Here is a 26292-nt window from a genome sequence, read left to right on the forward strand (position 1 = left end):
CTTTAATAAACGGAAAGATTTCGCATATGATCGACTTTCTCGCTTCTTCATTCTGTTTATGGTTTTTATGAGATTGTTAGAGACCTGTTTATAGTTTGTGATAATAATACTTATCGAAAACATTATTTTGACAAATGAAAAACCTACCCCCTCTCTTATCCTGACGGTCAGTCAAATAACGATAACTTATAAAATAATGATCCAAAGTCTTTTTTAGATTTACCGCTGAAAAAGAGCAAGGTCGTATTAAACAGATTATTTCCAGTTCTCCCCTACCCTCTTGTAACCATGTTATTTTCTTCAAAATTTTAGGAAGAATATTCACTGGACAGATTACTTAATCCCCCTAAAATTATTTTCAGTTCTTTTTGTGAGGAGACTTTATGGGAAAACACAAACATTCTGGACGAACCCTGTTTGCCCTGGGTTTAGGCTACCTGGTTGATCAAGGCGAAGGGCAATCTATGGGAGTTCTTTCCCCGATCATTCAAAGTATCTGGGGTATTTCTTTCCAGCAAATTGGCATTATGGAAACGCTGCGCAGTATAGCGCAAACGGTGAGCGCGCCTTTCTGGGGGTATGTATCTGATAAATTCTCTCGCAAGAAGGTTCTCATATTTGGAACAGGCGTCTGGGGAATCTGGACAGTTCTTGTTGGGCTGGTGCCCAATTTTTACAGCATGTTGATCATCAGAGCCATTTCAGGCCTGGGGTTGGGTTGTCTGATGCCTGCAACCTTCTCCTTGTTAGGTGATCACTACCCTCAGAATCAACGGGGACGCGCTTTAGGTGTGATCGGCCTGGTGGGTTTGATGGGTACCGTGCTGGGAGTGCTGGCATTGGGGTTTGTTGCTTCTCCTGAACTCTGGAGGTGGGGTTTCATTGGTTTAGGACTGGCAAGTATTCTTTCAGGGATCCTGATCTGGTTGCTGGTGGAAGAGCCACCTCGCGGTTCTGCAGAACCTGAACTGGCAGGTCTGATCACACATGAAGACGAAAAACAATATTCGATTAACTGGAAAGATATGTTCAACACCCTGCGTATTCCTACCATCTGGGCGGCTATTTTGCAGGGAATTACCGGATCAATGCCATGGGTGGTCATGGGGATTTACTTCATCAACTGGATGGTGCGTGAACTGGGATATTCCAACGACATCTCTTTATCTGATCCTAAGGGAAGTGCGCCGTTAGTCTTTGCAGGTGTGGTGGTTAGCGCTGCTATCAGTAATCTTTTAGGCGGTTTTATTGGTGATTTTGCAGAAAAAATCAACCCGAAATACGGTCGTACAATCATCGGACAGTTTTCCGTGTTTATTGGCGTCCCGTTGATGTACATTCTGCTTACTCAAGCCAAAAACTGGAATTTTCTTCAGTTATTCGCGTTTGCGTCCTTTACTGCTCTCCTGATTGGCTGGCCCGGAAGAGGCGCAAAGGAACCCATGATGCAGGCAGTGGTCCCTCCTGAGATGCGCTCCAGCGCATATTCCATTGTGAACTTGATCGAAGGTGGTTTATCCGCGTTTGCCAGTTACATTGCCGGTTCTCTGGCAGATCAAATTGGATTAACTAATGCTCTCCTCTGGACCATCCCATTCCCCTGGGTTATTTGTGGAATACTTTTCACCATCTTCTATTTCACATATCCACGGGATGCAGAAAAAGTTCGACGAATGATGGAACAGCGGCGTGAAGAACTGCTCCTGAAGCATCAGGTAGTTTCGGGAGATTGACAACGAGATAACCACCAGGCAATCATCAAAAGCAGCAGTCCTGCGCTGTCAAATAGAATAAATCGCAGGACTGTTTGTTTTACTGCTTGCATTTGAGGAGATAAGTCCAGAAAAAGAGTGGTTTCCCCTATCACCCCGATGGCTTGCATCAGTACACAGGCAAAAAGTAACATACGTTCTTTCTCTGGCTTCAGCATTGCCAGAAAATAGGGGACATTCCACATGATGAAGAGGATGCCCAGAGATTGAATGACTTTTTCTCCCACTTCTCCGGTTAGCATAAAAGAAGAGAGGTAATCCTGAGGAAATATAAGAAATAAAACTGCTGCCTGGACATTCCAGAGGAATACCACGCTGATTAAGAAACGTGCTGTAGCTTTTTTCATTCACTCTCCTGCATTCCCAGCAAAGTTGATTTTGCCATTAAAATTAACCTCATGGAACATCAAAATCATCGTCATAAAATCCTCTTTGTTTGCACGGGAAACATTTGTCGTTCGCCAATGGCAGAAGCCATTTTTCAACATCTGGTCAAGCACTCGGGTCTGGAAAGTCAGTTTGAGGTAGCCTCAGCCGCTACAACCTCCTGGGAAGTTGGCGAGCCGCCTCATCCGGGGACATTGTCAGTGTTGAAAAAACACGGGATTCCGATTAGCCCAACCAAAAGGGCAGTCAAAATCTCTCCACGGGATCTGGAATATTACGATTATATATTCGTCATGGATAGTGACAATGTTCGGGCATTAAAAGGCTACGAGAAAGTTCAGCGCCTGACAGATTTTGCTCCTTCGGGAAGTCCCCGGGATGTACCCGATCCATACTATACAGGAGATTTTGACGAGGTATATGAACTCATCTATGCTTCCTGTCAGAACTTGCTGAGGTTTTTTCAGCAAAAAATTTCTTCAACATGAGCGAAATTCCACGAGTTGTACAGGAAAGTTTGCTTAAGCACCTCGGATATCCCCCGGATACTCCCATTCGGTCCACATCCGTTTCGGGAGGATGTATTCATCGTGGAATGCACATTGTCATTGAAAACCAGGAATTCTTTCTGAAATGGAATTGCAGTTCTTTAGCCAGCGCTTTCTCATCCGAAGCCGATGGACTTACCCGTTTGTCTCAAAAAGGTGCAATCAAAACCCCTGAAGTGATTGCTTTGGGAAAACCTGAAAAGTCAGGTGGTTGTGGATTTCTTTTGTTGGAGTGGATTTTCGTATCCCCCTCACCTGCTATGAGTGCATTCCAAACCTTTGGTGAGCAACTTGCTTCTCACCATTTAAAAACTGAAGCGAAACCTTTTGGATTGGAAATAGATAATTTTATTGGCAGTACTCCACAACAAAATTGTCCTCACATGAACTGGGTGGAATTTTTCCGTTCCAGGCGGTTAAACCGCCAGTATGAGTTAGCCGCTAAAAACCATTTGCTAACTGAAACCAGACGAAAGCGTCTGCAAAAACTGATTGACCACCTTGACAAATGGCTTCCTGCTGATCCGCCCGCCAGTTTGCTTCATGGAGATTTATGGATAGGAAATGTGCTTTTTGATCGGAAGGGCGTCCCGGTTCTCATCGATCCCGCGGTGTACTATGGAGATAGAGAAGCAGACCTGGCTTTTACAGAGTTGTTTCATGGTTTTCCGCCAGTTTTCTACCAGGCATATCAGAGTGTTTATCCCCTGGATCCAGAATACAGAGAGCGGAGAGACCTCTACAACCTTTACCATTTGTTGAATCATCTGAATATTTTTGGCGAAAGTTATGGCCCTGCGGTTGACCGGGTCTTAATGAAATATGTAGGTTAGGAGAACATCTGCATGATTACACTTTTTGGGGCGACAGGATATACGGGGCGGAAAATTGCCCGGGAATTAGAACTGCGGGGACTTCCGTATCGAATTGCAGGACGGTCTAAAGAGCGATTGGAACAATTATCCAGCACGCTTCCTTCCAGACCTGCCTTTCTGGTAGCAGATGCCCAACAAAGTGAAACACTTCCCCCCCTTTTTAAGGACACTCAATTGCTCATTAATTGCGCCGGACCATTCACCGATTTGGGTGAAAAAGTGGTTCAAATGGCGTCATTTGCCGGGGTAAACTATCTGGATACCACCAATGAACTGGGGTTTGTATATCGTCTCCAAACCTATCATCAAATGGCAAAAACCAACCATTGTTTTCTTTTGCCTGCCTGTGCTTTTGAGATTGCCCTTTCCGATGTTGCCATTGCTAAAATTTTTCAGAAACACCCTGTGCAACATCTTTATGTGGTTTACCATACCCCACAGACAAACATCTCAAAGGGAACTCGTCTTTCTGCTCTGAGAAGTCTAACCACTTCGTGGATTGGCTTTCAGGATGGCAGTTGGAGTGGAGTTGTTCCTGCCGGAAAATCAGCACAGTTTTCATTCTCAACCGGAAATCGTTATGCAATTCAAATCCCCAGCACGGAAATTTTCAGTATTCCCTGGAAATACCCCGTTCGAAATGTAGAGGTGTGGATGACCGTCTCACGGGAATGGGGCTTTTGGGGACCTGTTCTCCTGCCTTATTTTGCCCGATTCATGCGTTCCATTGCGGGAAAGTGGATTTATTCCCTGACTGCAAGCCGGCGCGAATCAGTCCCTGAAGATGATCAAAACAATCCTTTTGAAATTTTAATTGGCTTCCGGGAGAAAACCGAGCAAGCCTGGCGGCAAGCCCGAATTACTGGTAAGGGACCATACTCGCTAACCGCTAAGATTGCAGGCTATGCTGCGTTCTTTTCTTTGAAGTCATCCTCGCTCCCTGAAGGGCTTATTACCCCCTCAACTCTGTTACAGCCGGAAGCGTTTTTTGAGGAAATGCATTCTCAAGGAGTGGAATTTTCTTTTGATTGAGAGGAAGAATGATATCAGGAATTTTACATATCACCCCCAATTCAGAAATTCTTGCTCGAGAAGTGGCTTTCTTCTTGCGCGAGCGGATTCTTGCTGGTTTGAAGCAAAAAGAACGTTTTTCCATTTCCCTTTCGGGTGGAAATACTCCGCGAATGCTCTACCGATTGCTGGCTTCAGAGCCTTTTCTTTCCAGTATCCCATGGAATCAGCTGGACTTTTTCTGGGGGGATGAACGCTGTGTTCCACCCGATCATCCCGACAGCGATTACCTCATGGCAAAGGAAGCCTTTCTGGAAACGGTTACCCGGAACTGGAACCCTGGAATTTACCGCATTGAGGCTGAATTGCCCCCCGCTGAAGCGGCACTGAGATATGAGGAAACCTTACGAGCCTACTTTGCAAACAAGCCTCTGGGATTCGATCTGCTTTTATTGGGCATGGGAGAGGATGGGCATACAGCATCTCTTTTTCCTTTCACCAGAGCGCTGGAAGAACCACAGCGCTGGGTAGTCGATAATTATGTTCCCAAACTGCAAGCCTGGAGGATTACCCTCACGGCACATTTTCTCAATCAAGCCAGAACCACTGTCATTCTTGTCAGCGGGCACTCCAAGCAGAAGGTTTTTTCAGCGATTCAGGCTCCGGATGCTTCTCCCCTGGAATTTCCTGTCCTTTCCATCCAACCCGAAAATGGCGAACTACACTGGTTTGTGGACGAGGATGTGATTAACGGAGATGCGAAGTCGTAAAATTATTGAATGCCTCTCCAACCGGAGTGAGTTCGCCTGTTGATGGATTGACCAGATTGGATACAGGGTATATGGAATCTGCCAGGCTGAACCACGCCCACTGTTGCACAAGACGCCCATCATCCTGCGGATAACCTGTACTCATATCCTGAGCAGTGTTCAGCCATTCAAATGTCTGGGTCAGGTATCTGGATACCCAGTCGGGTGAATACCCAAATTCTTCGGGAAGTAAAATACCCATTTCCGTTATTGCCAGCGGATATTCCCGATAACCATGGTCTTTCATCCACCGGCGGAAGGACATGATTTGCGTCTTGAACAACTCCACATCGCCATGCTGAGAGGGTTCTATTAACAACCCTTGCTTGTCGGATAACCCCACTGGAATCTCAGCCCCCCAATCCCCTTTTTGTTCCTGCAGCACGTATCCATGAACCGTCCAGATATCCACCGGCATGCGATTTCCGGTCAACATTTCGTAATGCACGAGAACGCGCTCCAGGTAACGCAAGCGTAAAGCCGATGGCTGGGTAACGCCGGCAATAGCAATCTGACAGGTTGGATCAGCGGCTTTGAGCGCATCATAAAAGCGAGCATAACGTTCAGCATACGCTTCAGGGGACAGGGCATCCTGGAAGGGATTATCCGGTTCGTTGCCGATGATCCAGACATTACCGGGGTGAGTGCGTGCTATCTCAATGCTTCGATTCAGATCAGGGACATCCCGATCTGGAAAGGTGCGCACCATGAGCCAGTACCGGGGAAGCCGCAAAGCGTGTCGTGGACTGGCGCGCCAGTCCAGATACCAGCCTGCGCCTAACACGTTTGCCCAGTATTCCACCGGCAACGCTTCGGAAACACCTATTCCCACGCGCCAGTTTCCTTGCGGATGGGGATTTGAGCATGCAAGGAGCAGGGTTATCCCGATTAATAACCCTGCTCCCCATGTCCAGTATAATAAGGGAAACACTTTCCCAAGGATGTGAGCATGAAAAAATGGCTGGTTACGGGGTTTGAGCCTTTTGATGGTTCGCATGTCAATCCCTCTGCACAAATTGTAACTGCACTTTCCAGTTTTTATCCAACAGAGTCCTTTCACGGCATCATTTTGCCCGTTGAGACTCGCACAGCGCCAAAGGTATTAGTAGAGGCACTTGAAGCCATTCATCCTGAGGCAGTGCTTTGTCTTGGAGAAGCCGCCGGTCGTACTGCAGTGTCCCTTGAGCGGGTAGCCATTAATTTGCTGGATTTCCGCATTCCCGATAACGCGGGTGAACAAATTACGGACTTGCCGATTGTGCCTGATGGACCGGTTGCGTATTTTTCCAGTCTGCCAGTGCGGCAGATTCGCGATGCGCTGCTGGAAGAAGGCATCCCGGTGGAGTTGTCATATTCCGCAGGGACGTACCTGTGCAATCAGGTTTTCTACACGCTGATGCATTTTCTTTCCCGACATCAATGGAACATTCCCGCGGGCTTTGTCCATGTGCCTTCGTTACCTGAACAGGCTGTCAAACGCCATCCCCTCACGCCTTCCATGAGCGTGGATCTGGATATCCGCGCTATCCGTACAATCATCCAGATGGTGGAAGAAAAGACGCCATGATTCAAAACCTGCTCACCGCTCTCGAACAAAAGGCTTCCGGTAAGATTCTCCTTCTGCTCCTCATGGTGCTTATTCCCTTTAATTTCCTTGTTTTTCCCCTCATGCAGGCAGAACTTTCCTCTCGTTCACTTTCTCCTGAAGTGCAAATGCTGGATGTGCAAATTGGTTATACCCCCAGACAGGCGCAGGAAAAAATCGCTCACCTGGGTGAAACTGGCAGACAGTGGTACCGTGTGATCACGTGGACTGCTGACCTGATTTATCCCGTACTGTACAGTTCCTTTTTTGCGCTTTTGCTGGCATACCTGCTGAAATCTCAGACCACGGGTAACAGGTATCTTTCTCTGGTACCGCTGATTCCCTTTGTCATGGCGGTGATGGATTACGGGGAAAATATCTCCATTACAGTGGCTCTGGGGATATCCAACCCTCCCCTGTCCGTGCTACAGATTGCGGCGGCTTTCTCAGCCCTCAAATGGGCAGGCGCGGTGGTGGTTCTATTCTTTACGATCGGGCTTCTGGGTTACGCCCTTTTCAATGGATTTCAAAGGTTGCGAGGGGATCAGCCATGAAGAAATTCGCCTATATTATTCTCGGGGCAGGCGCGGCGGGGCTCAGCCTTGCCTATCAACTGGTACACAGCAAATTACGGGATCAACCTATCCTCATCATTGATCGGGTGGAAAAGAATCGCAACGACCGCACATGGTGTTTCTGGTCCAATCGGTCTGAGATTTTTTCTTCAATTTTCTACCGCTCCTGGGAAAAAATTGGGTTTATCCAGGAACGATGGCAGAAGGTAATTCCCCTGGGAGATTACCGGTACAACATGATTCGGGGGATTGATTTTTACCAGGAAGTCCGGCAGGTGCTCAATGCCCGCTTAAACGTGGAATGGATCACCGCGCCGGTCACGCAGGTGATTGACACCAGCGAGTTTGCCCTGGTGGTTGCCGGTGGCAGCACCTACCAGGCGGAATGGGTGTTTGACAGCCGTTTTGATCCGCGGGCAATTGAAAAACGTCCCCAAAAGTACCACTACCTCCTGCAACACTTCCTGGGATGGGAAATTGAAACTTCTCAACCGGTGTGGGATCCTGCGGTGCCGGTGCTGTTTGATTTTCGGGTGTCCCAGGAAACGGGCTTCCAGTTCTTTTACACCCTGCCATTCAGCGAACGGCAGGCTCTGGTGGAGTACACTTTCTTTACCCCCACGGTGCTTTCGGATGAGGAATATACCGCTGGGCTTCAAACGTACCTGAAGGAGATCATGGGGTTAGATGCGTACGAAATCCACGCTGTGGAGAAAGGGGTTATCCCTATGACCGACCACCCCCTTCCGCGCAGAGGCGGTGAAAGGATCATGAACATTGGCACCCGCGGCGGCAGGGTCAAACCCTCTTCAGGCTATGCCTTTGCGCGGATTTTACGCGACAGTCGTGAAATTGTCCGCTCACTGGAGAAATACGGGACGCCGTTCCGCATCCCGTCTCCCTCCCGCAGATACGCCTGGTATGACCGCCTGCTCCTGCAGATTCTGTACCGCCAGCCTCAGGCAGGCAAGGACATCTTCACCGCGCTCTTTAAGAATAACCCTCCACATCGTATCTTTCGATTTCTCGATGAGGAGGGCTCACTTTTCGAAAACCTGCAGTTGATTGCTTCTCTGCCGCCGGTGCCATTTCTGAAAGCCTTGTGGCGGGTCAACATCCGGCGGATTATCTAGTCGGCGGGTTTGGTGCCAAACACCACATCCCACAGCGGAGAACTGACCCCAAAACGCGCATTGGGAGTCTTGTAATGATGCTGCATGTGATAGCGCTTCAGGTACTTCCAGATGCCCGAGCGCATGGGGAAGTGATGGGTGGCGTAGTGTGTCAGGTCATAGAAAAGGTATCCCACGATAAAACCGGACATCACCGGAAAGACCCAGTGAGGCAAACCCAGCAATGTGGAGAAAATCAATGAGATGATACCGTACATGACCAGCGCCATGGGGATGCTGACCACTGGCGGCATGACCAGACGGGTCTTGCACTGGGGTTGAGCGTGATGCACCCCATGAAAGAGGAAAAAAATGCGTTCCCACTTCGGGTCTTTGGGCTGATAGTGGAACAGAAAGCGATGCAGGGTGTATTCTGCAAAGGTCCACAGGAAAGCCCCTGCAAGGAAACCGCCGATTAAATACCCCACGCCGCGGGTGGCATATCCCCCGCCCAGGACTTCCAGAACCATGAAGCCCACCGCTACCGGCAGCCAGATCACCACCACAACAACCGGGCTGATGTGAGTGAAGAACTCCAGAAAATCGGATTTGAACAATCGAATGGGGACATTGCTGTGATCAATCGGGTAATGCGCCATCAGGCACCTCCTGTGTATCCGGTATATGAGTATTTTAGTCTGATTCTTCAGAAACACAACCGGGTTAAGACCAATCCTGTGTATCCAGCCGAATTGTGCCCGCCTGACGGATGCTTACCGGATAACAGGACCCTTTGCCAAATACGGCTTCCATGCGTTCCACGTACTCTCTGACCTTCTCCACGGGGACAAAGGCCTGTATGGTGCCGGCAAAACCGCCGCCGTGCACCCGCCAGGCGCCCTGCTCGCCTAACAGAATCTCGCTGAGAGCCTGTGCCAGCGGGATGCCCTGATGTTGAGGCTTGCGGGTGGAATAGCCGTTCTGCAACAACATCCAGGAACTGCGCCCCGATTCGCGCACCAGACGCAGGAAGCGCTCAAACTGATTGGCTTCCAGTGCGGCAACCTGCTCCTCCACCCGCTGATTGTCGTCGAAGAAGTGCAGAGCGCGTAAAATGGCGCGGTCGTGCACCTTTTTACGCAGGGATGCCAGTTGCTCCAGCACTGCTTCCCGGCTGATCTCCCTCAGTACCCGTTTGCCGAAAAACGCAGAAACCGCTTGCATATCCTCACGGATGCTGGCGTAATCATCGGTCAGGTCGGCGTGGTCTCCTCCCGTCTCCACAATGATGACCTCGTAGCCGCTGCGGGAAAAGTCGTATGCCACCTGATGCACCACCGGATGCTGCGGGTCGGCAAAGTCAATGGACACAAAACCGCCCACCGCCGAAGCGGTCTGATCCATCAAGCCGCAGGGTTTGCCGAAAAAGACGTTCTCGGCGTACTGCCCGATTTGCGCACAGGTCAACGCAGGGATGCGCCCGTCGTTGTACAGATGATTGAGGATGGTGGCAACCGCAACCTCAAACGCCGCCGAAGAACTCAACCCCGAGCCCTTGGGGACGCTGCTGGTCATCACCGCGCGAAAACCGCCCACTATAAAACCCAGTTGCGCCATACGCGCGCATACCCCCCGCACCAGCGCGGGGGTGGTGCCCTTTTCGGTGGGGCGCGCGTCCAGTTGACCAACGTTCATACGCACCGATGGATACCCCTCCGAGGCAAGGATGATCTCGCCGTCGGCTGCCGGTGCGGCAATGACTGCCACGTCGCGGTCCACCGCCGCCGCCAGCACCCTGCCCTGATTGTGGTCGGTGTGGTTGCCGCCCACCTCGGTGCGCCCCGGCGTGCTGAACAGGGCAACTTCCTCAAAGTCGGGAAAGGTTTCCTGAAAGCGGGTCAGCAGGTTGACCCAGCGACGCCTTTCCTCCTGCAGACGGGCGGGTTCCTCCCCATACAGAGCGGAAAACCAGCGGGGAGCCGGTGAAGCCGTTAACTGGCGGTGAACAGATGCAAGCGATGCCATAACCTCCTCACGAGCATACACGGTATTGCAGTAATTTTACCTGTGAATGCCCCGGACGCAGAGAAAAATGCCCCCGAACGCCGAAAAAGAAATGCGTTTGAAATGCTCCCTCTGCTCGATCCCTGCTATAGATCCCGTTTTTCGTCCAAATTCCCGAAGGATTCTTCCCCTGGATGCGCACAATGGTAAGCACGTACACCGCCCTGGCGCCAGACTCCCTCCTGACGATACCCCCCCGGATGGGACAGGCGCTGAAGGACCTGCCCCATCATCCCCGCCCGGAGGTTGCCGACACCGCCCGGCGCCTGCTGGAGATGGTGCGCTTCGATTAAGAAGTGCATCTGCCCTCTTGTCATTTGTGGGCATGTGCTTTAAACTTACTCCCCTGGAGCGTGTTCCATGACTGCCAGACTGCATATCCATGAATCCATGTGGTCCACCCCGGACCGTCAGCAACTCTACACCCGCCGCTGGGTGCCTCTGCAGGAAAGCGTGCGCGCCGCCCTGGTCCTGGTGCATGGACTGGGCGAGCACTGTGCGCGCTACGACGCTGTTGCCGCGTTCTTTGCCGGGCAGGGCATCGCCACCTTCGGTTTCGATCACCGCGGGCACGGGCGTTCCAGCGGCAAGCGCGGGCATATCCCCTCTTATGACCTTGTCCTCCAGGACATGGACCATTTCATCGAGGAAGCCCGCCGCGCCTTTGAAGACGTGCCGGTCTTCCTCTACGGGCACAGCATGGGCGGCAACATGGTGCTGTATTATGCTCTGCAGCGCCGACCACAGGCCTTGCGCGGGGTCATCAGCACCAGCCCGGGGCTGGCGGTGGGCACGCCGCTTCCTCTGGCGCTTCGGGCAGTCGCGCGCCTGGTGTACGCACTGGCGCCGTCCTTCACACTACCCAACGGGTTAAACCTGGCCCATCTTTCCCACGACGAGCGAGTCATCGAAGCCTACCGCAACGATCCGCTGGTCACGTCGATGGTCTCTGCCCGGCTGGGGCTGGAGATGATGGACAAAGGCAGGTGGATTCTGGAACACGCTGAAGATTTCCCACTGCCGTTACTGCTCCTGCAGGGCGGCGCGGAGCGCATCGTCTCCCCCGAAGCGGTGCGGGAATTTGCCCGGCGCGTCCCCGCTGATCGCATCACCTACCGCGAGTGGGAGCATCTTTACCACGAACTGCACAACGAGCCGGGAAAAGACCAGGTCCTGCACACCATGCTGGACTGGCTCAACCGGCACATCTCATCCTGAAGGAAGGTTTAATGAAGCATTCTGCCCGCAGTTTCCTGGCTCTGTTGATTCTGGTTTTGTTGTCTGCCTGCAGTGGGGAACCCACCCGCTACCTGACCTACACCATCCGCGCTCAGAACTCCGAAATCTGGATGCTGGACACCTCGAACGAGAAACTGCTCAATCTGAGCAACAAATCCAGCGATGATTTCTGGCAGACCTGGGCGCCCGATGGGCGCTATATGGCGTTTACTTCCGATCGTTCGGGGAATTTCGACCTCTGGATTCTGGATATGAAAGAGGAAAAGGTGTTCAACTACACCAATTCCCCGGAAGACGACGGCTGGCCCGCCTGGTCGCCGGATGGAAAGTACATTGTCTATGCCTCCAACGTGGAGGGCACGTACGACATCTGGCGAATGAACTCGGACGGCACCAACCGCATTAACCTGACGCCGGGCGACGGCGATGACGGCTTGCCCGCCTGGTCGCCGGACAGCCAGCGTATTGTCTTTTCCAGCAACCGCAACGGCAACTACGACCTGTACATCGTCAGCGTGAACGGCGGTTCCCTGGAGCAAATCACCAGCGACGAAGCCGATGACATCATGCCCGCCTGGTCACCCGACGGCAAGAAGATTGCGTTTGTCTCCAAACGCGACGGAAACAGCGAAATTTACCTGTACGATCTCGCTACCAGAGGGGTGACCAACCTGACCAGAAACCCCTACAACGACGAGACACCAGCCTGGTACCCGGATGGAAGCCGAATCCTGTTTGTATCGGAACGGTTTGACAATCAATGGGATGTGTACAGCATGTTGCCTGACGGTAGTGAAGTGCGTCGTCTAACCCACGACGAACTGCAAGAGTTTCACCCGCTCTGGAGACCGTGAGGAGGGTGAAACGCGTCCACAATTTTGGGGAAACTTCTCACTTGACGAATTTTTCCAGTTTCCCCTACAATAGAAGTGTATGGTGAGCATTTTCCGGAAATCGAGCGGAGCACGGGCGGGGCGCAATATTTAAAGCGCCCTGTTTTTTTTCACCCTGAAACCACCGAGGAGCAAACCATGAGCGATTTTCTTTTTCGTGGAAGACTGGTAGATGTAGATCCCGACCTGAACGAACTGATTGACATCGAAGCCGAACGTCAGGTGCGCAAGTTGATTCTCATCCCCAGCGAAAGCACCGCGCCGCAGGCTGTCCGTGAGGCGCTGGGATCGGTCTTTCAGAATCTGTATGCCGAGGGCTATCCGGATGAATCCATGCTGGGATTACCGGAGGCAGAGATTTTGAACTACCCTCAGAGGCTGGCGGAGTACCGCCGCTACTCCGACGCGCGGTACTACAAAGGTGTGGAATACGTGAATATCGTTGAAGCGCTGGCGCGCCGCCGCTGTGCAGAACTGTTTGCCACGCCATCCTTCCCGGCGGAGAAAATTTTTGTCAACGTGCAGCCGCTCTCCGGGGCGCCCGCCAACAATGCCGTGTACACCGCTTTCCTCAACCCGGGCGATACCATTCTGGGAATGAATCTCCTGCATGGCGGGCACCTGACTCATGGATCGTCGGTCAACCGTTCCGGAAAGTGGTACAACGCGGTGCATTACACGGTGGATCCTCAAACCGAACAGATTGACTACGACGCCGTCCTGCAACTGGCACAGGAGCACAAGCCCAGAATCATCATTGCCGGTTATTCCTCGTATCCATGGGTGCCGGACTGGAAGAAATTCCGTGAGATCGCCGACGCAGTGGGGGCAATTTTGCTGGCGGATGTCTCGCACATTGCCGGGTTGATTGCCGCGCAGGTGGTGCCCTCGCCGGTGGGCATTGCTCATGTGGTCACATTCACTACCCACAAGACCCTGTGCGGTCCGCGCGGGGCGTGTATCCTGACCACTGATTCTGCCCTGGCAAAGAAAATTGACCGCGCGGTGTTCCCGGGGGAACAGGGTGGTCCACATGTGCATGCCATTGCCGCGCTGGCTGTGGCGTTGAAAATTGCGCAAAGCGAATCCTTCCGTCAACTGCAGGCGCAAATTGTCAAAAACTGCCAGGCGCTCACCCGGCGCCTGCAGGAGCGCGGACTGCGCATCCCCTTTGGCGGAAGCGATACCCACCTGGGCAACATTGATTGCAAATCCATCGTGGGCGAGGATGGCACGCCGCTTTCAGGCGATATGGCGGCGCGCATTCTGGATATTGCCGGTATCGTGTTGAACCGCAACACCATCCCCGGCGATAAATCTGCCCTCAGCGCTTCGGGTATCCGTTACGGCACGCCGTGGATGACTCAACGCGGGCTGAAGGAAGAGGACATGATCGAGGTCGCCGACATCATTGCCGATATCCTTTTTGCCACCAAACCCTACAGCATTGAGACCCGGCAGGGTTTAGCCCCACGCGCCAAAGTGGACTTTGAGGTCTTTGAGAATGCCCGCCTGCGGGTGCGTGCGCTTGCCGAAAAAGCCAGCACTGACCTCACCACTGGAAAGCACGGCTATCCGCATTTTTACTATGTGGATGATATCGCCGAACATGCCGGAGAGAAGGCGACGGTGGAAATTCAGGGCGGAGCGGTGCATTCATTCGTCAATTACGTCTTCTCCAGCAACACCGAACGCTTGTCCCCCGGACAGGGGCAACGCACATCCCTGTGGACGCCCAGAGGGACCGTTGAGGGGAACCTGTACTGGATTGCCGGTACCGTGTACCGCTTTACTTTTGAACGCTCCCACTTCGGGCTGGTTGCAACCTGGCTGCGTGACCTGTCGGATGGATATGTGGCGTTCGACGCCGATGTCACCCGCCGCCTGCCCGGTCCGATTCTGGTCGCGGAAGTGCCTGTCTACGATGCACCGGTGGTTGATGAACCCGCTGTGGATGAAGCCAAACCGTACTTTATCGGGGCTTCTCCATCCAGCGGACTGCCCGCATTGCCTGATTTTGTCTGGGAAGAGAAGGAAAGCACGGAACTGAAACGCACTCCGCTGAACGCCGCCCATAAACAGATGGGGGCAAAGATGGTGCCGTTTGCCGGCTGGGAAATGCCTGTGCAGTACACCTCGGTGGCGGAAGAACATCTGGCAACGCGCAAAGCCGCGGGATTGTTTGATGTCTCCCATATGGGCGTGTATCAGGTCGAAGGACCGCAAGCCTGCGCTTTCCTGGACAGCGTGTGCGGAAACGACATTGCCGCGCTGCAGGTGGGCGAATCCTGCTACACCCACTTCCTCGATCCCGATGCCAATGTGATTGACGATACGCTGGTGTACCGGCGCGGGGAGGAAGCCTATCTGGTTGTGGTCAACGCCTCAAACGACGATAAAGATTGGGCATGGTTGAACGCAGTCCTTCAGGGAAAGGTGAAGGTGGACCGTGAAAAGCCATGGGTGCGCGCCTTTGGTCAGGGAGCCCGCCTGCGCAACCTGCGCGATCCCAGAGAAGGCAAAGACATGCGCATTGACATTGCCTTACAGGGTCCCCGTTCCCGCGACATCCTCCTGTCGCTTGGGTGCAGTCCGGAAGATCGAAAACGCATCATGGCACTCAAACGCACCGAATTATGCGAAGCCCGGGTTGGCGGATTCGACCTGGTGGTTTCACGCACCGGTTACACCGGCGAGAAGATGGCATTTGAACTGTTCGTCCATCCGGATCAGGCGGTAGAGTTGTGGAATGCTCTGCTGAAAGCCGGTGAGCCTATGGGATTGAAAGCCTGCGGGTTGGGTGCCCGGGATTCTCTGCGCACCGAAGCCGGGTTGCCTCTCTATGGGCACGAAATGGGCGGGCAACTCAATCTGGGGGTTGCCGAAGCCGGGTTTGGATCCTACGTCAAACTGTACAAGCCATGGTTCATCGGGAGGAATGCCTATATCGAGCGGGAGAAACAACGCAAAGGCGTGGTGGTGCGCTTCCGCTTCAACGAAAAAGGTGTCCGCCTGGCACACCTGGGCGATCCGGTAGTGGATCAAAAGGGGCGCGTCATTGGAACGGTCACCTCTTGCTCGATTGACAGCGAAGGCTTTCTCACCGGGCAGGCGTTTGTGGAATTGAAATCGGCAGTGGAAGGCACGCCCATCTGGATTTATCAGAGCGCGCCCAAGACCCCGGGTAAAGCCCCTGCCGAGTTGACCATTGGAGATCGCATTACCCTTCCGACTCCTGCGGTCGTGATAAGCCGCTTCCCGAAACTGGGGTAGGTTTTTACCGGGGGCTTGCGTGTGCATGCCCCCGGTTCATTCTCAAAGGAGGTAAAGATATGGTGACACCCTGGGAGCATCGTTTCGCACAGCGTACGCAACGGATGAAATCCTCTGCCATTCGCGAACTGCTCAAATTGACCGAAGACCCCGAAGTGATCTCTTTTGCTGGCGGATTACCCGCACCAGAAGTATTCCCCGTGGAAGAAATTCTCGAAGCCGCCACAAAAGTCTTACGCGAACAGGGATCGCGCGCCCTTCAATATGGCTCCACCGAAGGGTACACGCCCCTGAGAGAGATGATTGCCCGGCATACCAGCCGCTACGGCATTGAAGTCACTGCAGACAACATCCTGATTACCTCCGGCTCCCAGCAGGCGCTGGATTTGTTGGGCAAGGTATTCATCAACCATGGTGACCGCATTCTGGTCGAAGCACCGACTTATTTGGGGGCGCTGCAGGCCTGGGATATTTACGGCGCGGAGTACGTTCCGGTGCGTTCTGACGATGATGGCATTGTGACGGATGAACTGGAGGGCGCTCTCCGCACCGGTCCAAAGTTCATTTATGTGTTGCCCAACTTCCAGAATCCCACGGGCGTGACAATCTCTTATGAACGGCGCTTGAAACTGGTGGAACTTGCCGATCATTACGGCGTTCCCATCATTGAGGATGATCCCTACGGACAGTTGCGGTTTGAAGGCGAGCATATCCCCGCCATTGAAGTGCTGGACAGCCAGAAACATCACAACGGTGCCTGTTACACCGGTAACGTGATTTATCTGAGCACATTCTCCAAGATTCTTGCTCCAGGTCTGAGGCTTGCCTGGGTGGTAGCCCCACCGGAAGTCATTCGGAAACTGGTCATGGCAAAACAGGGCGCCGATCTCCACACGGCTACGTTTAACCAGATGGTGGCATATGAAGTGGGACGCGGAGGCTTCATTGACCGCCATGTAGAAGTCATCCGAAAAGTGTACCGCGAACGGCGGGATGTCATGCTCAAAGCCCTCGAAGAGAACATGCCGGATGGTGTTGAATGGACCCATCCCAAGGGCGGATTGTTCCTGTGGGTGCGCCTGCCAGAAGGCATGGATACCGCCGAACTTTTCAAGGTCGCCGTAAGCCAGAAGGTCGCTTTTGTGCCCGGCGCGTCCTTCTTCCCCAAAGGCGGGGGAGAAAACACCATGCGCTTGAATTTCTCCAACGCAACTCCTGAAAAAATCGAGGAAGGAATTGCCCGGCTTGCCAAAGCCATCAAAGAGATGCTGGTCAAACAACCTGGATAAAGAAGGGTGATGTAGTCAAAAAGCGGGGCATCATCAAAGAGCCCCGCTTTTTTGATCTCTGCCAAAAAGGATTAATCTATCTCCTGGAGAGGGGTGAGATCAAAGGGAACGCCTACCTCTTTCCCGGCACTGATGAGGGTGTCAACAACTTCCCGCATCAGAGGAATCCCTTCTTTCTGATATTTTTCCGCCAGTTCAAACTCTTTTTCCCCATGAATGTAAATGCGTTCCTGTCCTTCGGCTTTCGGGGCATTTTTCAATCCCTGGATGAGGGCATCCATTTCGGCTTTGAATTCTTCTGGTGGACGGAAAGCGTCTACCCGAATGGCAGCAAAATAATGACCCACATTGGCCGGGCGATCGGATTTCCCTACCTCGGGTCCGGTCGCAGCGCCAGCCAGCACCCCCGCAAAAATATCCACCCACAGTGCCAGCCCATAGCCCTTGTAACCCCGCATCAGGTCTGTGCCGCCCAACGGCAACAGCGCGCCGCCGTTAAGCACTTCTCCCGGGTCGGTGGTGACGTTTCCATTTTTATCAATGCCCCAGCCTTCAGGAATGCGTTTCCCGGCTTTCTGATATACCGTAATACGCCCAATGGGTACAATGCTGGTTGCCATATCCAGCACATAGGGGCGTTCTTTCCCCGCCGGGACGGCAACGGCAATCGGGTTGGTTCCCAGAAAGCGGGTTTTGCCATAGGTGGGGGCTACCAGGGGTTGAGAATTGGTGAAACTGATGCCAATCATGTCATGTTCCAGAGCCATCATGGCATAGTACCCCGCTATTCCATAGTGGTTGCTGTTGCGAACAGTGACCATTCCCACACCGACCTGGCGGGCTTTTTCGATGCACATCTGCATGGCTTTATATCCCACCACATGCCCCAGACCGGTACCGCCGTCCAGTGCCAGTGTGGCAGGAGTTTCTGTCAATACTTTAAGTTGTGGATGGGGATCAATGAGACCTTTCCTCAGGCGGCTGCCATAGTAAGAGTCCAGCCGAATCACGCCGTGAGAGTCAACACCGCGCAAATCGGCGGCAAGCAGTACATCTGCAACGATTTGCGCATCTTCCAGTGGCACATTATGCTTGAGGAAAAAACGAATGATATAATCGCGCAAATCCTCAACCCGGTAGACCAGTCTGGACATTGTTCCCTCCTTGTCGTAGTGAAAAAACTTTTACTGGTATTATAATCACGAAAAGGAAATCCAAGAAAATAAATATCCCTTATTAACTCCAAAAAGGAGATTTTTATATGACTTATCCTCTGATGTTGAGAGAACTGGTCATTCACCTGGATACGGGTGAATATGAAATCAACCGCATTGAAGATCCTCGCATTATAGGGCCGGTAGATTATGGTTGGTCCAGGTATCACACCCATCTGCATATGACAGGACAAAGAGACCCGGCGCTGTTTACTTTTGGGGGCGGTCCACTGGCAGGTTCACGTATTCCCGGCACCAGACGACTGGTCTTTTGTTCTTATTCTCCCCTCTGGGATGGGTTTTACATCAGCAGTATGGGGGGCGCAGCGTATATCCTGCATCGTGTGGGGGTTGATTTTGTATGTTTGAAGGGGGAAGCCAAACAGGACTCCGTTCTGATTCTCAACCATAAGAATGGACAGGTAACCGCACGTCTGGAGCCTATCAATCCAGACAATCTCTGGAATGGTTATGCCAGCCCACAGGGCGAGTGGTTGACAGGGTTCTATGCCCTTCAGCAGGCAGTATTTGATCGGTATAAGGATGAATATGAAGGCGACTGGGTAAGGGTTTTTGCCGTCGGTCCCGGATCTCGCTATACCAATCAGGGAATTATTGGGAGCAATCCCGTTCGACGAGGAATGTTGACTCCCATTGAGGACTGGGCGGGTCGAGGTGGCTTGGGAAGCCGGCTGCTTCAACGTCATCGTATTGCTGCCTGTATTTTTGGGGGAGACTGGATTGATCCAGACCTGCAGGACTCCAAAGAGATTGACGCTTACTTTATGACCTATTACCAGCAATCCATGATTAAAACGGATTTAGGGGCTACGGAAAAATACCGCTATGTCCCGGACTTTCAAACGGGTGGAACGTTTGGCGTTAACATGCTTACTGTGGAAGAAAAACTGTTGAGTTTTAATTACCGTTCCATTTATCAGGATCCATCTGAACGGTTAAAGCAACACAAAGAATTCATTTTGAATCATTACCTGAAGCAGTTCAATGAAGAAATTATCCAACCCAAACAATTTGATCACTGTGGTGAACCATGCTCGGTGGTTTGCAAAAAGTACCAGGGTAAATTCAAAAAAGACTACGAACCCTATCAGGCACTGGGACCTTTGTGCGGTGTTTTTGATCAGCGCGCGGCAGAGGAACTGAACCATTTTGTGGATTCTTTGGGATTGGACGCCATACAAATTGGGGGGACGGTTTCCTGGTTGATGGAGTGCATCGCCGAAGGTCTTGTTCGCCCTGAAGATTTTGATTTGCCTCCTGCGGATCAAATGTCTTTTGATTTTGTTAATGATCCCCATCGTTTTCAGATTGTTGAGGACTCGCTCAAGAATGCGCATTACGCCAGAGAAATTGTTAAACTGCTGATGGACAAAGAAAAGGGCAAAATCTTCCAGAATGGCATCCGTGCTGCTGCATATGCTCTTGACGAAAAATACAGGTACTCACAGCCGGGAAAACGTACCATTGATCGCGCTGTGTTTACCTCTCACGGACGCCAGGGATGCATGACTATCAATCAATACTGGGTTCCGGGAATGCTCAGCCCCATGCCTATGATGGGAAAATACTTTGTCTACTATGGAGTGGAATATCTCCCCCCTCGTGAACTGGGGAAAAAGTGCGTTCATCGAATGGTGTATGAGTTTTTCTCTGAGAACAGCGGTGTATGTCGTTTCCATCGGAAGTGGGTTGAGGCGATTGTAGACGAAATTATCACGGCTCATTACGATCTTGATATAGACTACACGAAACATCAGTTTAACCTTTGCAAGGATATCCATGACCATGAAAGTCCTTCTGTGGTATTCTGGGAGAGCGAACGAAATATTGATCTAATCTGGAAATTCCTGGAGGACTGGAAACTGCGCGGGTTGAACGATCCATCTCTGGAGGACTGGATCAACCGCTTCCGTAATGATAAATATCGGGCCGCGCGGGAATTCTGGGAAGAAATTCGTGAAGGGATTGAAGAAGCCTTTGAAGCCGGAGCCGATCAGATTCCAGAGGTTGCGCCTCCTTACAAGGCAGCCAAACTGGATATTATGGAACAGAAAAGTCAAGGCAAATGACTCAATCGCAGGAGGTATAAAGCAATTCCCGTGGCAATAGCAACATTCAAAGAATTTTTAGAACCAAACATGGGAAGGTAAACGACCGTTTCACACAAATCTAAAATATCCGGGTCTATTCCGGTAACTTCGTTTCCGGAAACCAGCAAAACCGGGCGCCTGTCTTGAAGCGGAAACACCGTTTGGATGGGAAGCGCATTTTCACCCCCTTCCAGGGCAATCAGGTGATATCCGGCAGATTTTACACCCTGCGCCGTGACCAAACCATCGGGATGGTATTCCCAGTTCACAGATTTTTCCGCTCCTAAGGCAGTTTTGGCCACTTGAGGGTTATCGGGCGTTGGAGAAATCCCACAAAGATGAATTTTTTTCACTCCAGCCCCATCGGCAGACCGGAAAATCGCCCCAACATTCCAGGTGGATCGAAGGTTATCCAGGAGGAGTTCAATCGCAGGAAAGGAGGATTTTGGAACGGAAGGGATATTTTTTGGGGAAAAAGTTTTTAGTTGTTCCGCTATAGCGCTACGACAGCGAGGACATTCCCGAACCGCTTTTTCTGCGCCGCTCAAAGTAAATCGCAACCTGCAGGAAGGATTGATGCACTGATACACATAAAACTGTGAATTTTCTGCTTTTTTGCCTTCCATCACAAACCTCGCAATTCAAAAATAAGGATGTTTTGAAACAATTGTAAAGGAAAAAATTATGCCACGAACCAATTCTCATCTCAAAGTGGGTGTTTTTGTAGATGTAGCCAATATTTACATGAATGGCGGACAACGCATGCAATATGATGTCCTGCGACAATTTGCCTGCCGGGATAACTCAGAAGCGATACGCCTGAACGCTTATGTGACCTATGATGTGGAACGCGCAGAAGGTGACGAAGAATATCGCAAAGGGGCACAGAACTTTCACGGCGCATTAAGGGATCTGGGATATAAGGTTATCGTCAAAGAAATTCACTGGTACATTGATGCAAACGGCGTGCGGGTTGCTAAAGCCAACGCTGATCTGGATATGGCTGTGGATGCACTGACCCAGTCGGATTACCTCGATCGAGTCCTGATTGCCAGCGGAGATGGCGATTTCGTACAGGTCGTCCGCGCTTTGCAAAACAAAGGCTGCCGGGTTGAAGTCGTCGGACTGGATAATGTCTCAAACCGCTTAAAAAACGAAGCCGACTTTTTCATCTCAGGCTATCTTATTCCCGATCTGATTCCTGTGGATTATGGCGGAAAATACGAAACGCCCCCTGATTGGGGAGAACTGGGCTCACGGGTACGCGGATGGTGCTACTGGCATTCCGATCAGGGCTATGGTTTCTTCCGCTTCTTGAAGGAAATCAGCCCCAACCTGTGGATTACCGATACCCGCGACCCCGATTCCCCCTATGGAACAGTGTTCTTTCACGATTCGAGTTTGCCTTCTACAGTTAACCCAAATGCCCTCCCCAACCGCAACATGATTTTCGAGTTTGAACTGGCAAAATCCGAAAAAGGAGCCGGAGTTCAGGCAATTGAGATTGAACTGACGACAAGATAAATTTAAGGGGGAGAGTTTCCGTGTCTCTCCCCCTTAAGATTAATCCGCTGGCTGTAAGCGGGATTCTCGGGCTTTGATTTGACGGAGAATCCATTCCTGATCGACAGGCAGACGGGTAACCCGAACCCCAACAGCATGATAAATGGCATTGGTAATCGCCGGGACGGTCGGGATGATGACAATCTCCCCTACCCCTTTTGCACCGTAGGGACCTTCAGATGTGGGGTGCTCCACCACAAATGAAGTAATTTTTGGAAGTAACGCAATCGAGGGAACGCGGTATTTCGCCAGCCGATCGGTAATCACCCTGCCCTGCTCTGTCAGGAAGGCTTCGGTTAAGGCATGCCCGATTCCCATCACCACACCGCCTTCAATTTGCCCCTGCAAGCCCAGAGGATTGACCGCAAAGCCCACATCATTGGCAGTAATGACTTCCAGAACGCGCACCTCGCCGGTGAGCGTGTTGACCTCCACCTCTGCCGCCTGAGCGGCAAAGGAGTATGCAAAGTGCATATCTCCCCCTTCACCGAGCGGTTTCGTCGGAGGCGCCCAGTAGGTGTACTGCACAACCGGCTTTCTGCCCCCCTGACGGACTATCTCATAGACCTGGGTGAGAGGAATCGAGCGGTTTTCCACCTTCGCCAGCCCTTCAATAAACTGAATGTGTTCCGGAGAAGCATCGAAATACTCAGCCAGATGGCTGGTGATCATCTCTCTCAAAGCCGAGGCAGCATAGCGCACTGCATTACCAGTGACATAGGTTTGGCGGGATGCCGTGGTCGGACCGCCATCCGGCGTTCGGTCGGTATCAGACAGTAAAACACTCACCTGTTGCAGTGGCTGTTCCAACTCTTCGGCAGCAATCATTTGCAGAACGGTAGGCAGTCCCTGCCCCAGTTCTGCCGAGGCAGTGCGCACCTCAAAAGTGCCATCGGGCAACAGTTCAACTTCCGCGCCGGCTTTGTCCGGCGCTCCGCCGCCCAGACCGGTGTTTTTATACGCCACCGCAAAACCCCACGCGCGGCGTAGGTGAGGATTTTCTGCATCCACTCGCGCCTCAAAGGGCGCATCCCCTGCCCTGCGCTGGAGTTCCTGCGCCACTTTCTCTATGCATTCCAGCAGGCCCACGCTGTCTTTGAGCACCTGCCCGGTACTGGTAACACTACCCACCCGCAGAGCATTTTTACGGCGCAGTTCGATGGGGTCAATTCCCAATTGATGCGCCAGGGTGTCCATGGTACTTTCAATGGCAAACGCCGACTGAAGGACACCAAACCCGCGGAAGGCTCCCGCAGGCGGATTGTTGGTGTACATGGCATAGCAATCGGCTTTGACATGCGGCACTTCATAGGGTCCGGAGGAGTGAGTGGTGGCACGGGACATCACCTTTTCGCCCAGCGAGGCGTAAGCACCGGTATCCCCAAACAGTTCCGTCTCCACGGCGGTCAGCGTGCCATCTCGTTTTGCCCCCACGCGCACGCGGATCCGGGTGGCATGACGCTTGGGATGTACCAGCAGACTTTCCTGCCGGTCAAAGAGCAGTTTGACCGGTCTGCCGGTTTTCTGCGCCAGAAGCGCGGCATGAATCTGCCCGGCAATGTCTTCTTTCCCGCCAAAGCCGCCGCCGATCAGCATGCCGATGATGTGAACGCGGCTTTCCTCCACCCCCAGCACCTTTGCCACCTGACTGCGATCCGAGTAAGGGATCTGCGAGCCAACGTAAATTTCCATGCGTCCGTCTGCTGTGGGACGGGCAATACTGCACTCCGGCTCGATAAAGGCATGATCGTGCATGGGGGTGTGATACACCTCTTCCAGGACCACGTCTGCCTGAGCAAAGCCCTCGGCGACGTCCCCCTTGCGGACTTTAATGTGCTTGAGCAGATTGCCCTGCGGATGGACTTTAGGCGCATCCGGCTGGAGGGCTTGCACGGGGTCAGAGACTACCGGTAATGGCTCAATGTCCATCTCAATGGCATCCAGTGCCTGAGTGGCCTGTTCGCGCGTTTCCGCAGCCACAATTGCCACAGCATCCCCCACCGTGCGAATGACCTCTCCCATACCGACCAGCACGGGCCAGTCGGAGATCACCAGACCGTGCGTCTTTGCAGCCGGTAAATCTTCAGCGGTCATGACTGCCAGCACACCCGGCATCGTTTTTGCCCTGGAAACATCCAGCCGCCGCAGGATGCCCGCCGGGACGCCCGCCCGCTTGACACGGGCATGAATCATCCCTTCAAATGACAGATCGTCGGTGTATTTCGCGGTTCCGCTGACCTTGGCAATCGCATCCGGACGGGGATGCACCCTGCCTGCCACACGACGCGCCTCGCGGGCTTCGGGAACTTCCGGAGGCTGTACCGGCTGACCGGTCAGAATGGCTTTGCCCGCCGCCTGAATGGCTTGAAGGATGGCGCTGTAACTACCACAGCGGCACAGAGTATCCTTGAGGGCATGGCGAATCTCCTCCTCGCTCGCCGCCGGATTCTTCTCCAGCAGCGCGTAAGCAGTCATGATCTGCCCGGGAGTACAAAAGCCGCACTGCACCGCGCCGTAGAGGACAAAGGCTTGCTGAAGGGGATGTAAAATCTTTACATCGGGGTCACGTCCGGGCGTAGCCAGCCCTTCAATGGTAGTGACCCTGCGTCCGTGGGCTTTGACCGCGGGAAAAGTGCAGGAAAGCACGGCTTCGCCATCCACCAGGACTGTGCAGGCGCCGCATTCGGCTTCATTACAGCCAATTTTCGTCCCCGTCAGCCCCAGACGGTAGCGCAGAACATCCGCCAGCATCTCTCCGGGACGCACCGCCAAAGAAACTTCCTTGCCGTTCACCCAGAACATCAGGTTATCCAGTTCCATTAAACACACTCCTCTGCTCGCTTCCAGGCGGTGAGCAGCACCTTTTCCAGTAACACTTCACTCAGGTGATAGCGGTATTCTGCCGTTGCCCGCGCCGGGCTGGTGCGGAAAGCAAAACACTGCGGCAGCAGGGCTTTGCAGGCAGACAGGACGCCTTCTTCCAGGGGAGTTTTGCCCTGCAGGAATTCCTCGATTTTTTCGGCACGGCGAGGCGTGGAACCGGACGGTCCAGCCGTGAGACGCACCTCAGCCACGACGTTACCCTCCCGTCTGAGCCATACCGCCATATTGAGGATGGGCAGCGCTACCCCCTGCGGACGCATCACCCGCGCAAAGGCGGAGCCTGCTCCCTGTTCTACAACGGGTAGAGAAAACCCCACCAGAATCTCGTGGGTCAGGTCCAGCGCACTGACGCCGGGACCACGGAAAAGGCTGAGCAGGGGAACCTGACGTACACCATCCGGAGAAGCAACCCAGGCTTCGGCACCCAGCGCCACCAGCGCAATCATGCCATCGGCGGCAGGGAGTGCATGGGCAACGTTGCCCCCCAGCGTGGCAACATTGCGCACCTGTGGACCGCCAATCTGCCCGCAGGCTTCCGCCAGCGCGGTGGCAAAGCGGTTGACCGGTTCAGAAGCGGCAATGCGTCCCACCGGAATGGCCGCGCCGATGAAGAGGGCGTTGCCCTGCCTCTCCAGGCGGTTCAGTTCGGGGATGCGGGTTACATCCAGCAGCGTATCTACCGGCGGACGGTGCCCCTGCTGGATTTCCAGCAGCAGATCTGTGCCTCCGGCAACCGGCAGGGCACGACCGTGGGCTTCGCCCAGGGCTTGAACAGCCTCCTGTAAACTTTCAGGAAAAAGATATCGTTTCCACATCGGATCGGCGGGCTCCTTTTGCGGCGGCACTTTTCGTTCGGGCTTCACCCCGGACGCCGGCGCATGCACTGAGCGCCGACCGCCGATCTGTAGTTTGATTATAAACAAAAATCCGCCCCGCAGAAAACTGATATTCATCCGGATTTATTTCCTGAAATTTTTTCAGGTAAATCTAACTGTTTAAATACTTGTAATTTTCCAGTATCGTTTTTAAAATTGTTTCCAACCGGGGGGAATGCCGGAATGCCTGATCTGCCGCCTGGTCTGGAGAAAC

General features: G+C 52.8%; 23 protein-coding genes. 15 read left to right on the plus strand and 8 right to left on the minus strand.

Features of this window, described 5'->3' with window-relative positions; translation table 11 throughout:
- Positions 1 to 383 precede the first annotated feature (383 nt).
- The gene (locus LHF31_RS09785; protein ID WP_303774170.1) at positions 384 to 1733 is read left to right on the plus strand and encodes an MFS transporter; all 1350 of its coding nucleotides are present in this window, start codon (positions 384 to 386) and stop codon (positions 1731 to 1733) included.
- Here the strand turns inward: LHF31_RS09785 and LHF31_RS09790 are convergent.
- Positions 1712 to 2119, minus strand: a complete 408-nt coding sequence (locus LHF31_RS09790) for a hypothetical protein (protein WP_298003711.1) — start codon at positions 2117 to 2119, stop codon at positions 1712 to 1714. The genes LHF31_RS09785 and LHF31_RS09790 overlap by 22 nt on opposite strands.
- 51 nt (positions 2120 to 2170) lie before the next feature.
- Between LHF31_RS09790 and LHF31_RS09795 the strand changes: the two genes are divergently transcribed.
- From LHF31_RS09795 to pgl, 4 genes are read left to right on the plus strand one after another with little or no spacing between them, the layout of a single operon-like run.
- On the plus strand, positions 2171 to 2647 hold the full coding sequence (locus LHF31_RS09795; protein ID WP_298003709.1) for a low molecular weight protein-tyrosine-phosphatase: 477 nt from the start codon (positions 2171 to 2173) through the stop codon (positions 2645 to 2647).
- Positions 2644 to 3540, plus strand: a complete 897-nt coding sequence (locus LHF31_RS09800; protein WP_298003706.1) for a fructosamine kinase family protein — start codon at positions 2644 to 2646, stop codon at positions 3538 to 3540. The genes LHF31_RS09795 and LHF31_RS09800 overlap by 4 nt, the downstream gene beginning before the upstream one ends.
- Before the next feature lie 12 nt (positions 3541 to 3552).
- On the plus strand, positions 3553 to 4614 hold the full coding sequence (locus LHF31_RS09805) for a saccharopine dehydrogenase NADP-binding domain-containing protein (protein ID WP_298003704.1): 1062 nt from the start codon (positions 3553 to 3555) through the stop codon (positions 4612 to 4614).
- Between the two features lie 8 nt (positions 4615 to 4622).
- The gene (pgl, locus tag LHF31_RS09810) at positions 4623 to 5363 is read left to right on the plus strand and encodes a 6-phosphogluconolactonase (protein WP_298003701.1); all 741 of its coding nucleotides are present in this window, start codon (positions 4623 to 4625) and stop codon (positions 5361 to 5363) included.
- Here the strand turns inward: pgl and LHF31_RS09815 are convergent.
- A complete protein-coding gene (locus LHF31_RS09815) occupies positions 5341 to 6234 on the minus strand; it encodes a glycosyl hydrolase (RefSeq protein ID WP_298003699.1) in 894 nt (297 codons plus the stop codon). The two genes, pgl and LHF31_RS09815, sit on opposite strands and share 23 nt — an antisense overlap.
- Before the next feature lie 117 nt (positions 6235 to 6351).
- Here LHF31_RS09815 and pcp point away from each other — a divergent pair, with 117 nt between their 5' ends.
- Genes pcp through LHF31_RS09830 form a run of 3 tightly spaced genes read left to right on the plus strand, consistent with a single transcriptional unit; the run spans position 6352 to position 8695 of the window.
- The gene (gene pcp, locus LHF31_RS09820; protein ID WP_298003696.1) at positions 6352 to 6969 is read left to right on the plus strand and encodes a pyroglutamyl-peptidase I; all 618 of its coding nucleotides are present in this window, start codon (positions 6352 to 6354) and stop codon (positions 6967 to 6969) included.
- The gene (locus tag LHF31_RS09825; RefSeq protein WP_298003692.1) at positions 6966 to 7541 is read left to right on the plus strand and encodes a hypothetical protein; all 576 of its coding nucleotides are present in this window, start codon (positions 6966 to 6968) and stop codon (positions 7539 to 7541) included. Before pcp ends, LHF31_RS09825 begins: the two co-directional genes overlap by 4 nt.
- Positions 7538 to 8695: a lycopene cyclase family protein gene (locus LHF31_RS09830; RefSeq protein WP_303774171.1), complete on the plus strand. Its 1158-nt coding sequence runs from the start codon at positions 7538 to 7540 to the stop codon at positions 8693 to 8695. The genes LHF31_RS09825 and LHF31_RS09830 overlap by 4 nt, the downstream gene beginning before the upstream one ends.
- On the opposite strand, the gene LHF31_RS09835 is transcribed toward LHF31_RS09830, so the two are convergent.
- Both LHF31_RS09835 and LHF31_RS09840 read right to left on the minus strand, forming a co-directional pair.
- On the minus strand, positions 8692 to 9333 hold the full coding sequence (locus tag LHF31_RS09835; protein WP_298008545.1) for a sterol desaturase family protein: 642 nt from the start codon (positions 9331 to 9333) through the stop codon (positions 8692 to 8694). The two genes, LHF31_RS09830 and LHF31_RS09835, sit on opposite strands and share 4 nt — an antisense overlap.
- A 64-nt stretch (positions 9334 to 9397) precedes the next feature.
- Complete coding sequence (locus tag LHF31_RS09840) at positions 9398 to 10699, minus strand: galactokinase family protein (RefSeq protein ID WP_298008540.1); 1302 nt, start codon at positions 10697 to 10699, stop codon at positions 9398 to 9400.
- A 173-nt stretch (positions 10700 to 10872) separates the two neighbouring features.
- Between LHF31_RS09840 and LHF31_RS09845 the strand changes: the two genes are divergently transcribed.
- The 5 genes from LHF31_RS09845 to LHF31_RS09865 all read left to right on the plus strand — a co-directional run bounded on the left by LHF31_RS09845 (position 10873) and on the right by LHF31_RS09865 (position 17432).
- A complete protein-coding gene (locus tag LHF31_RS09845; protein WP_298008537.1) occupies positions 10873 to 11031 on the plus strand; it encodes a hypothetical protein in 159 nt (52 codons plus the stop codon).
- Between the two features lie 67 nt (positions 11032 to 11098).
- Positions 11099 to 11956 carry an alpha/beta hydrolase gene (locus tag LHF31_RS09850; protein WP_298008534.1) on the plus strand — a complete coding sequence of 286 codons (858 nt, stop codon included), beginning with the start codon at positions 11099 to 11101 and terminating at the stop codon, positions 11954 to 11956.
- An 11-nt stretch (positions 11957 to 11967) separates the two neighbouring features.
- The gene (locus LHF31_RS09855; protein WP_298008530.1) at positions 11968 to 12831 is read left to right on the plus strand and encodes a DPP IV N-terminal domain-containing protein; all 864 of its coding nucleotides are present in this window, start codon (positions 11968 to 11970) and stop codon (positions 12829 to 12831) included.
- A 177-nt stretch (positions 12832 to 13008) separates the two neighbouring features.
- On the plus strand, positions 13009 to 16143 hold the full coding sequence (gene gcvT / locus LHF31_RS09860; RefSeq protein WP_298008527.1) for a glycine cleavage system aminomethyltransferase GcvT: 3135 nt from the start codon (positions 13009 to 13011) through the stop codon (positions 16141 to 16143).
- 59 nt (positions 16144 to 16202) lie between these two features.
- On the plus strand, positions 16203 to 17432 hold the full coding sequence (locus LHF31_RS09865; protein WP_298008524.1) for a PLP-dependent aminotransferase family protein: 1230 nt from the start codon (positions 16203 to 16205) through the stop codon (positions 17430 to 17432).
- A gap of 71 nt (positions 17433 to 17503) precedes the next feature.
- Here the strand turns inward: LHF31_RS09865 and LHF31_RS09870 are convergent, their stop codons facing one another.
- Entirely contained in the window at positions 17504 to 18586 is a 1083-nt protein-coding gene (locus LHF31_RS09870; protein ID WP_303774172.1) for an Ldh family oxidoreductase, read from the minus strand.
- A 107-nt stretch (positions 18587 to 18693) separates the two neighbouring features.
- Between LHF31_RS09870 and LHF31_RS09875 the strand changes: the two genes are divergently transcribed.
- A complete protein-coding gene (locus tag LHF31_RS09875) occupies positions 18694 to 20736 on the plus strand; it encodes an aldehyde ferredoxin oxidoreductase N-terminal domain-containing protein (protein WP_303774173.1) in 2043 nt (680 codons plus the stop codon).
- On the opposite strand, the gene LHF31_RS09880 is transcribed toward LHF31_RS09875, so the two are convergent.
- Positions 20724 to 21383 (minus strand): RNA methyltransferase, encoded by a 660-nt coding sequence (locus LHF31_RS09880; RefSeq protein WP_298010373.1) that lies wholly within the window; start codon positions 21381 to 21383, stop codon positions 20724 to 20726. The genes LHF31_RS09875 and LHF31_RS09880 overlap by 13 nt on opposite strands.
- 58 nt (positions 21384 to 21441) lie before the next feature.
- Here LHF31_RS09880 and LHF31_RS09885 point away from each other — a divergent pair, with 58 nt between their 5' ends.
- Positions 21442 to 22281: an NYN domain-containing protein gene (locus LHF31_RS09885; RefSeq protein ID WP_298010369.1), complete on the plus strand. Its 840-nt coding sequence runs from the start codon at positions 21442 to 21444 to the stop codon at positions 22279 to 22281.
- A 39-nt stretch (positions 22282 to 22320) separates the two neighbouring features.
- On the opposite strand, the gene LHF31_RS09890 is transcribed toward LHF31_RS09885, so the two are convergent.
- Entirely contained in the window at positions 22321 to 25140 is a 2820-nt protein-coding gene (locus LHF31_RS09890) for a molybdopterin cofactor-binding domain-containing protein (protein ID WP_298010367.1), read from the minus strand.
- Positions 25140 to 26156, minus strand: a complete 1017-nt coding sequence (locus LHF31_RS09895) for a xanthine dehydrogenase family protein subunit M (protein ID WP_303774174.1) — start codon at positions 26154 to 26156, stop codon at positions 25140 to 25142. Before LHF31_RS09895 ends, LHF31_RS09890 begins: the two co-directional genes overlap by 1 nt.
- Positions 26157 to 26292: the final 136 nt, after the last annotated feature.

The organism is Anaerolinea thermophila (assembly GCF_020723905.1).
In the GTDB taxonomy this organism is placed as follows: Bacteria; Chloroflexota; Anaerolineae; order Anaerolineales; family Anaerolineaceae; genus Anaerolinea; species Anaerolinea thermophila_A.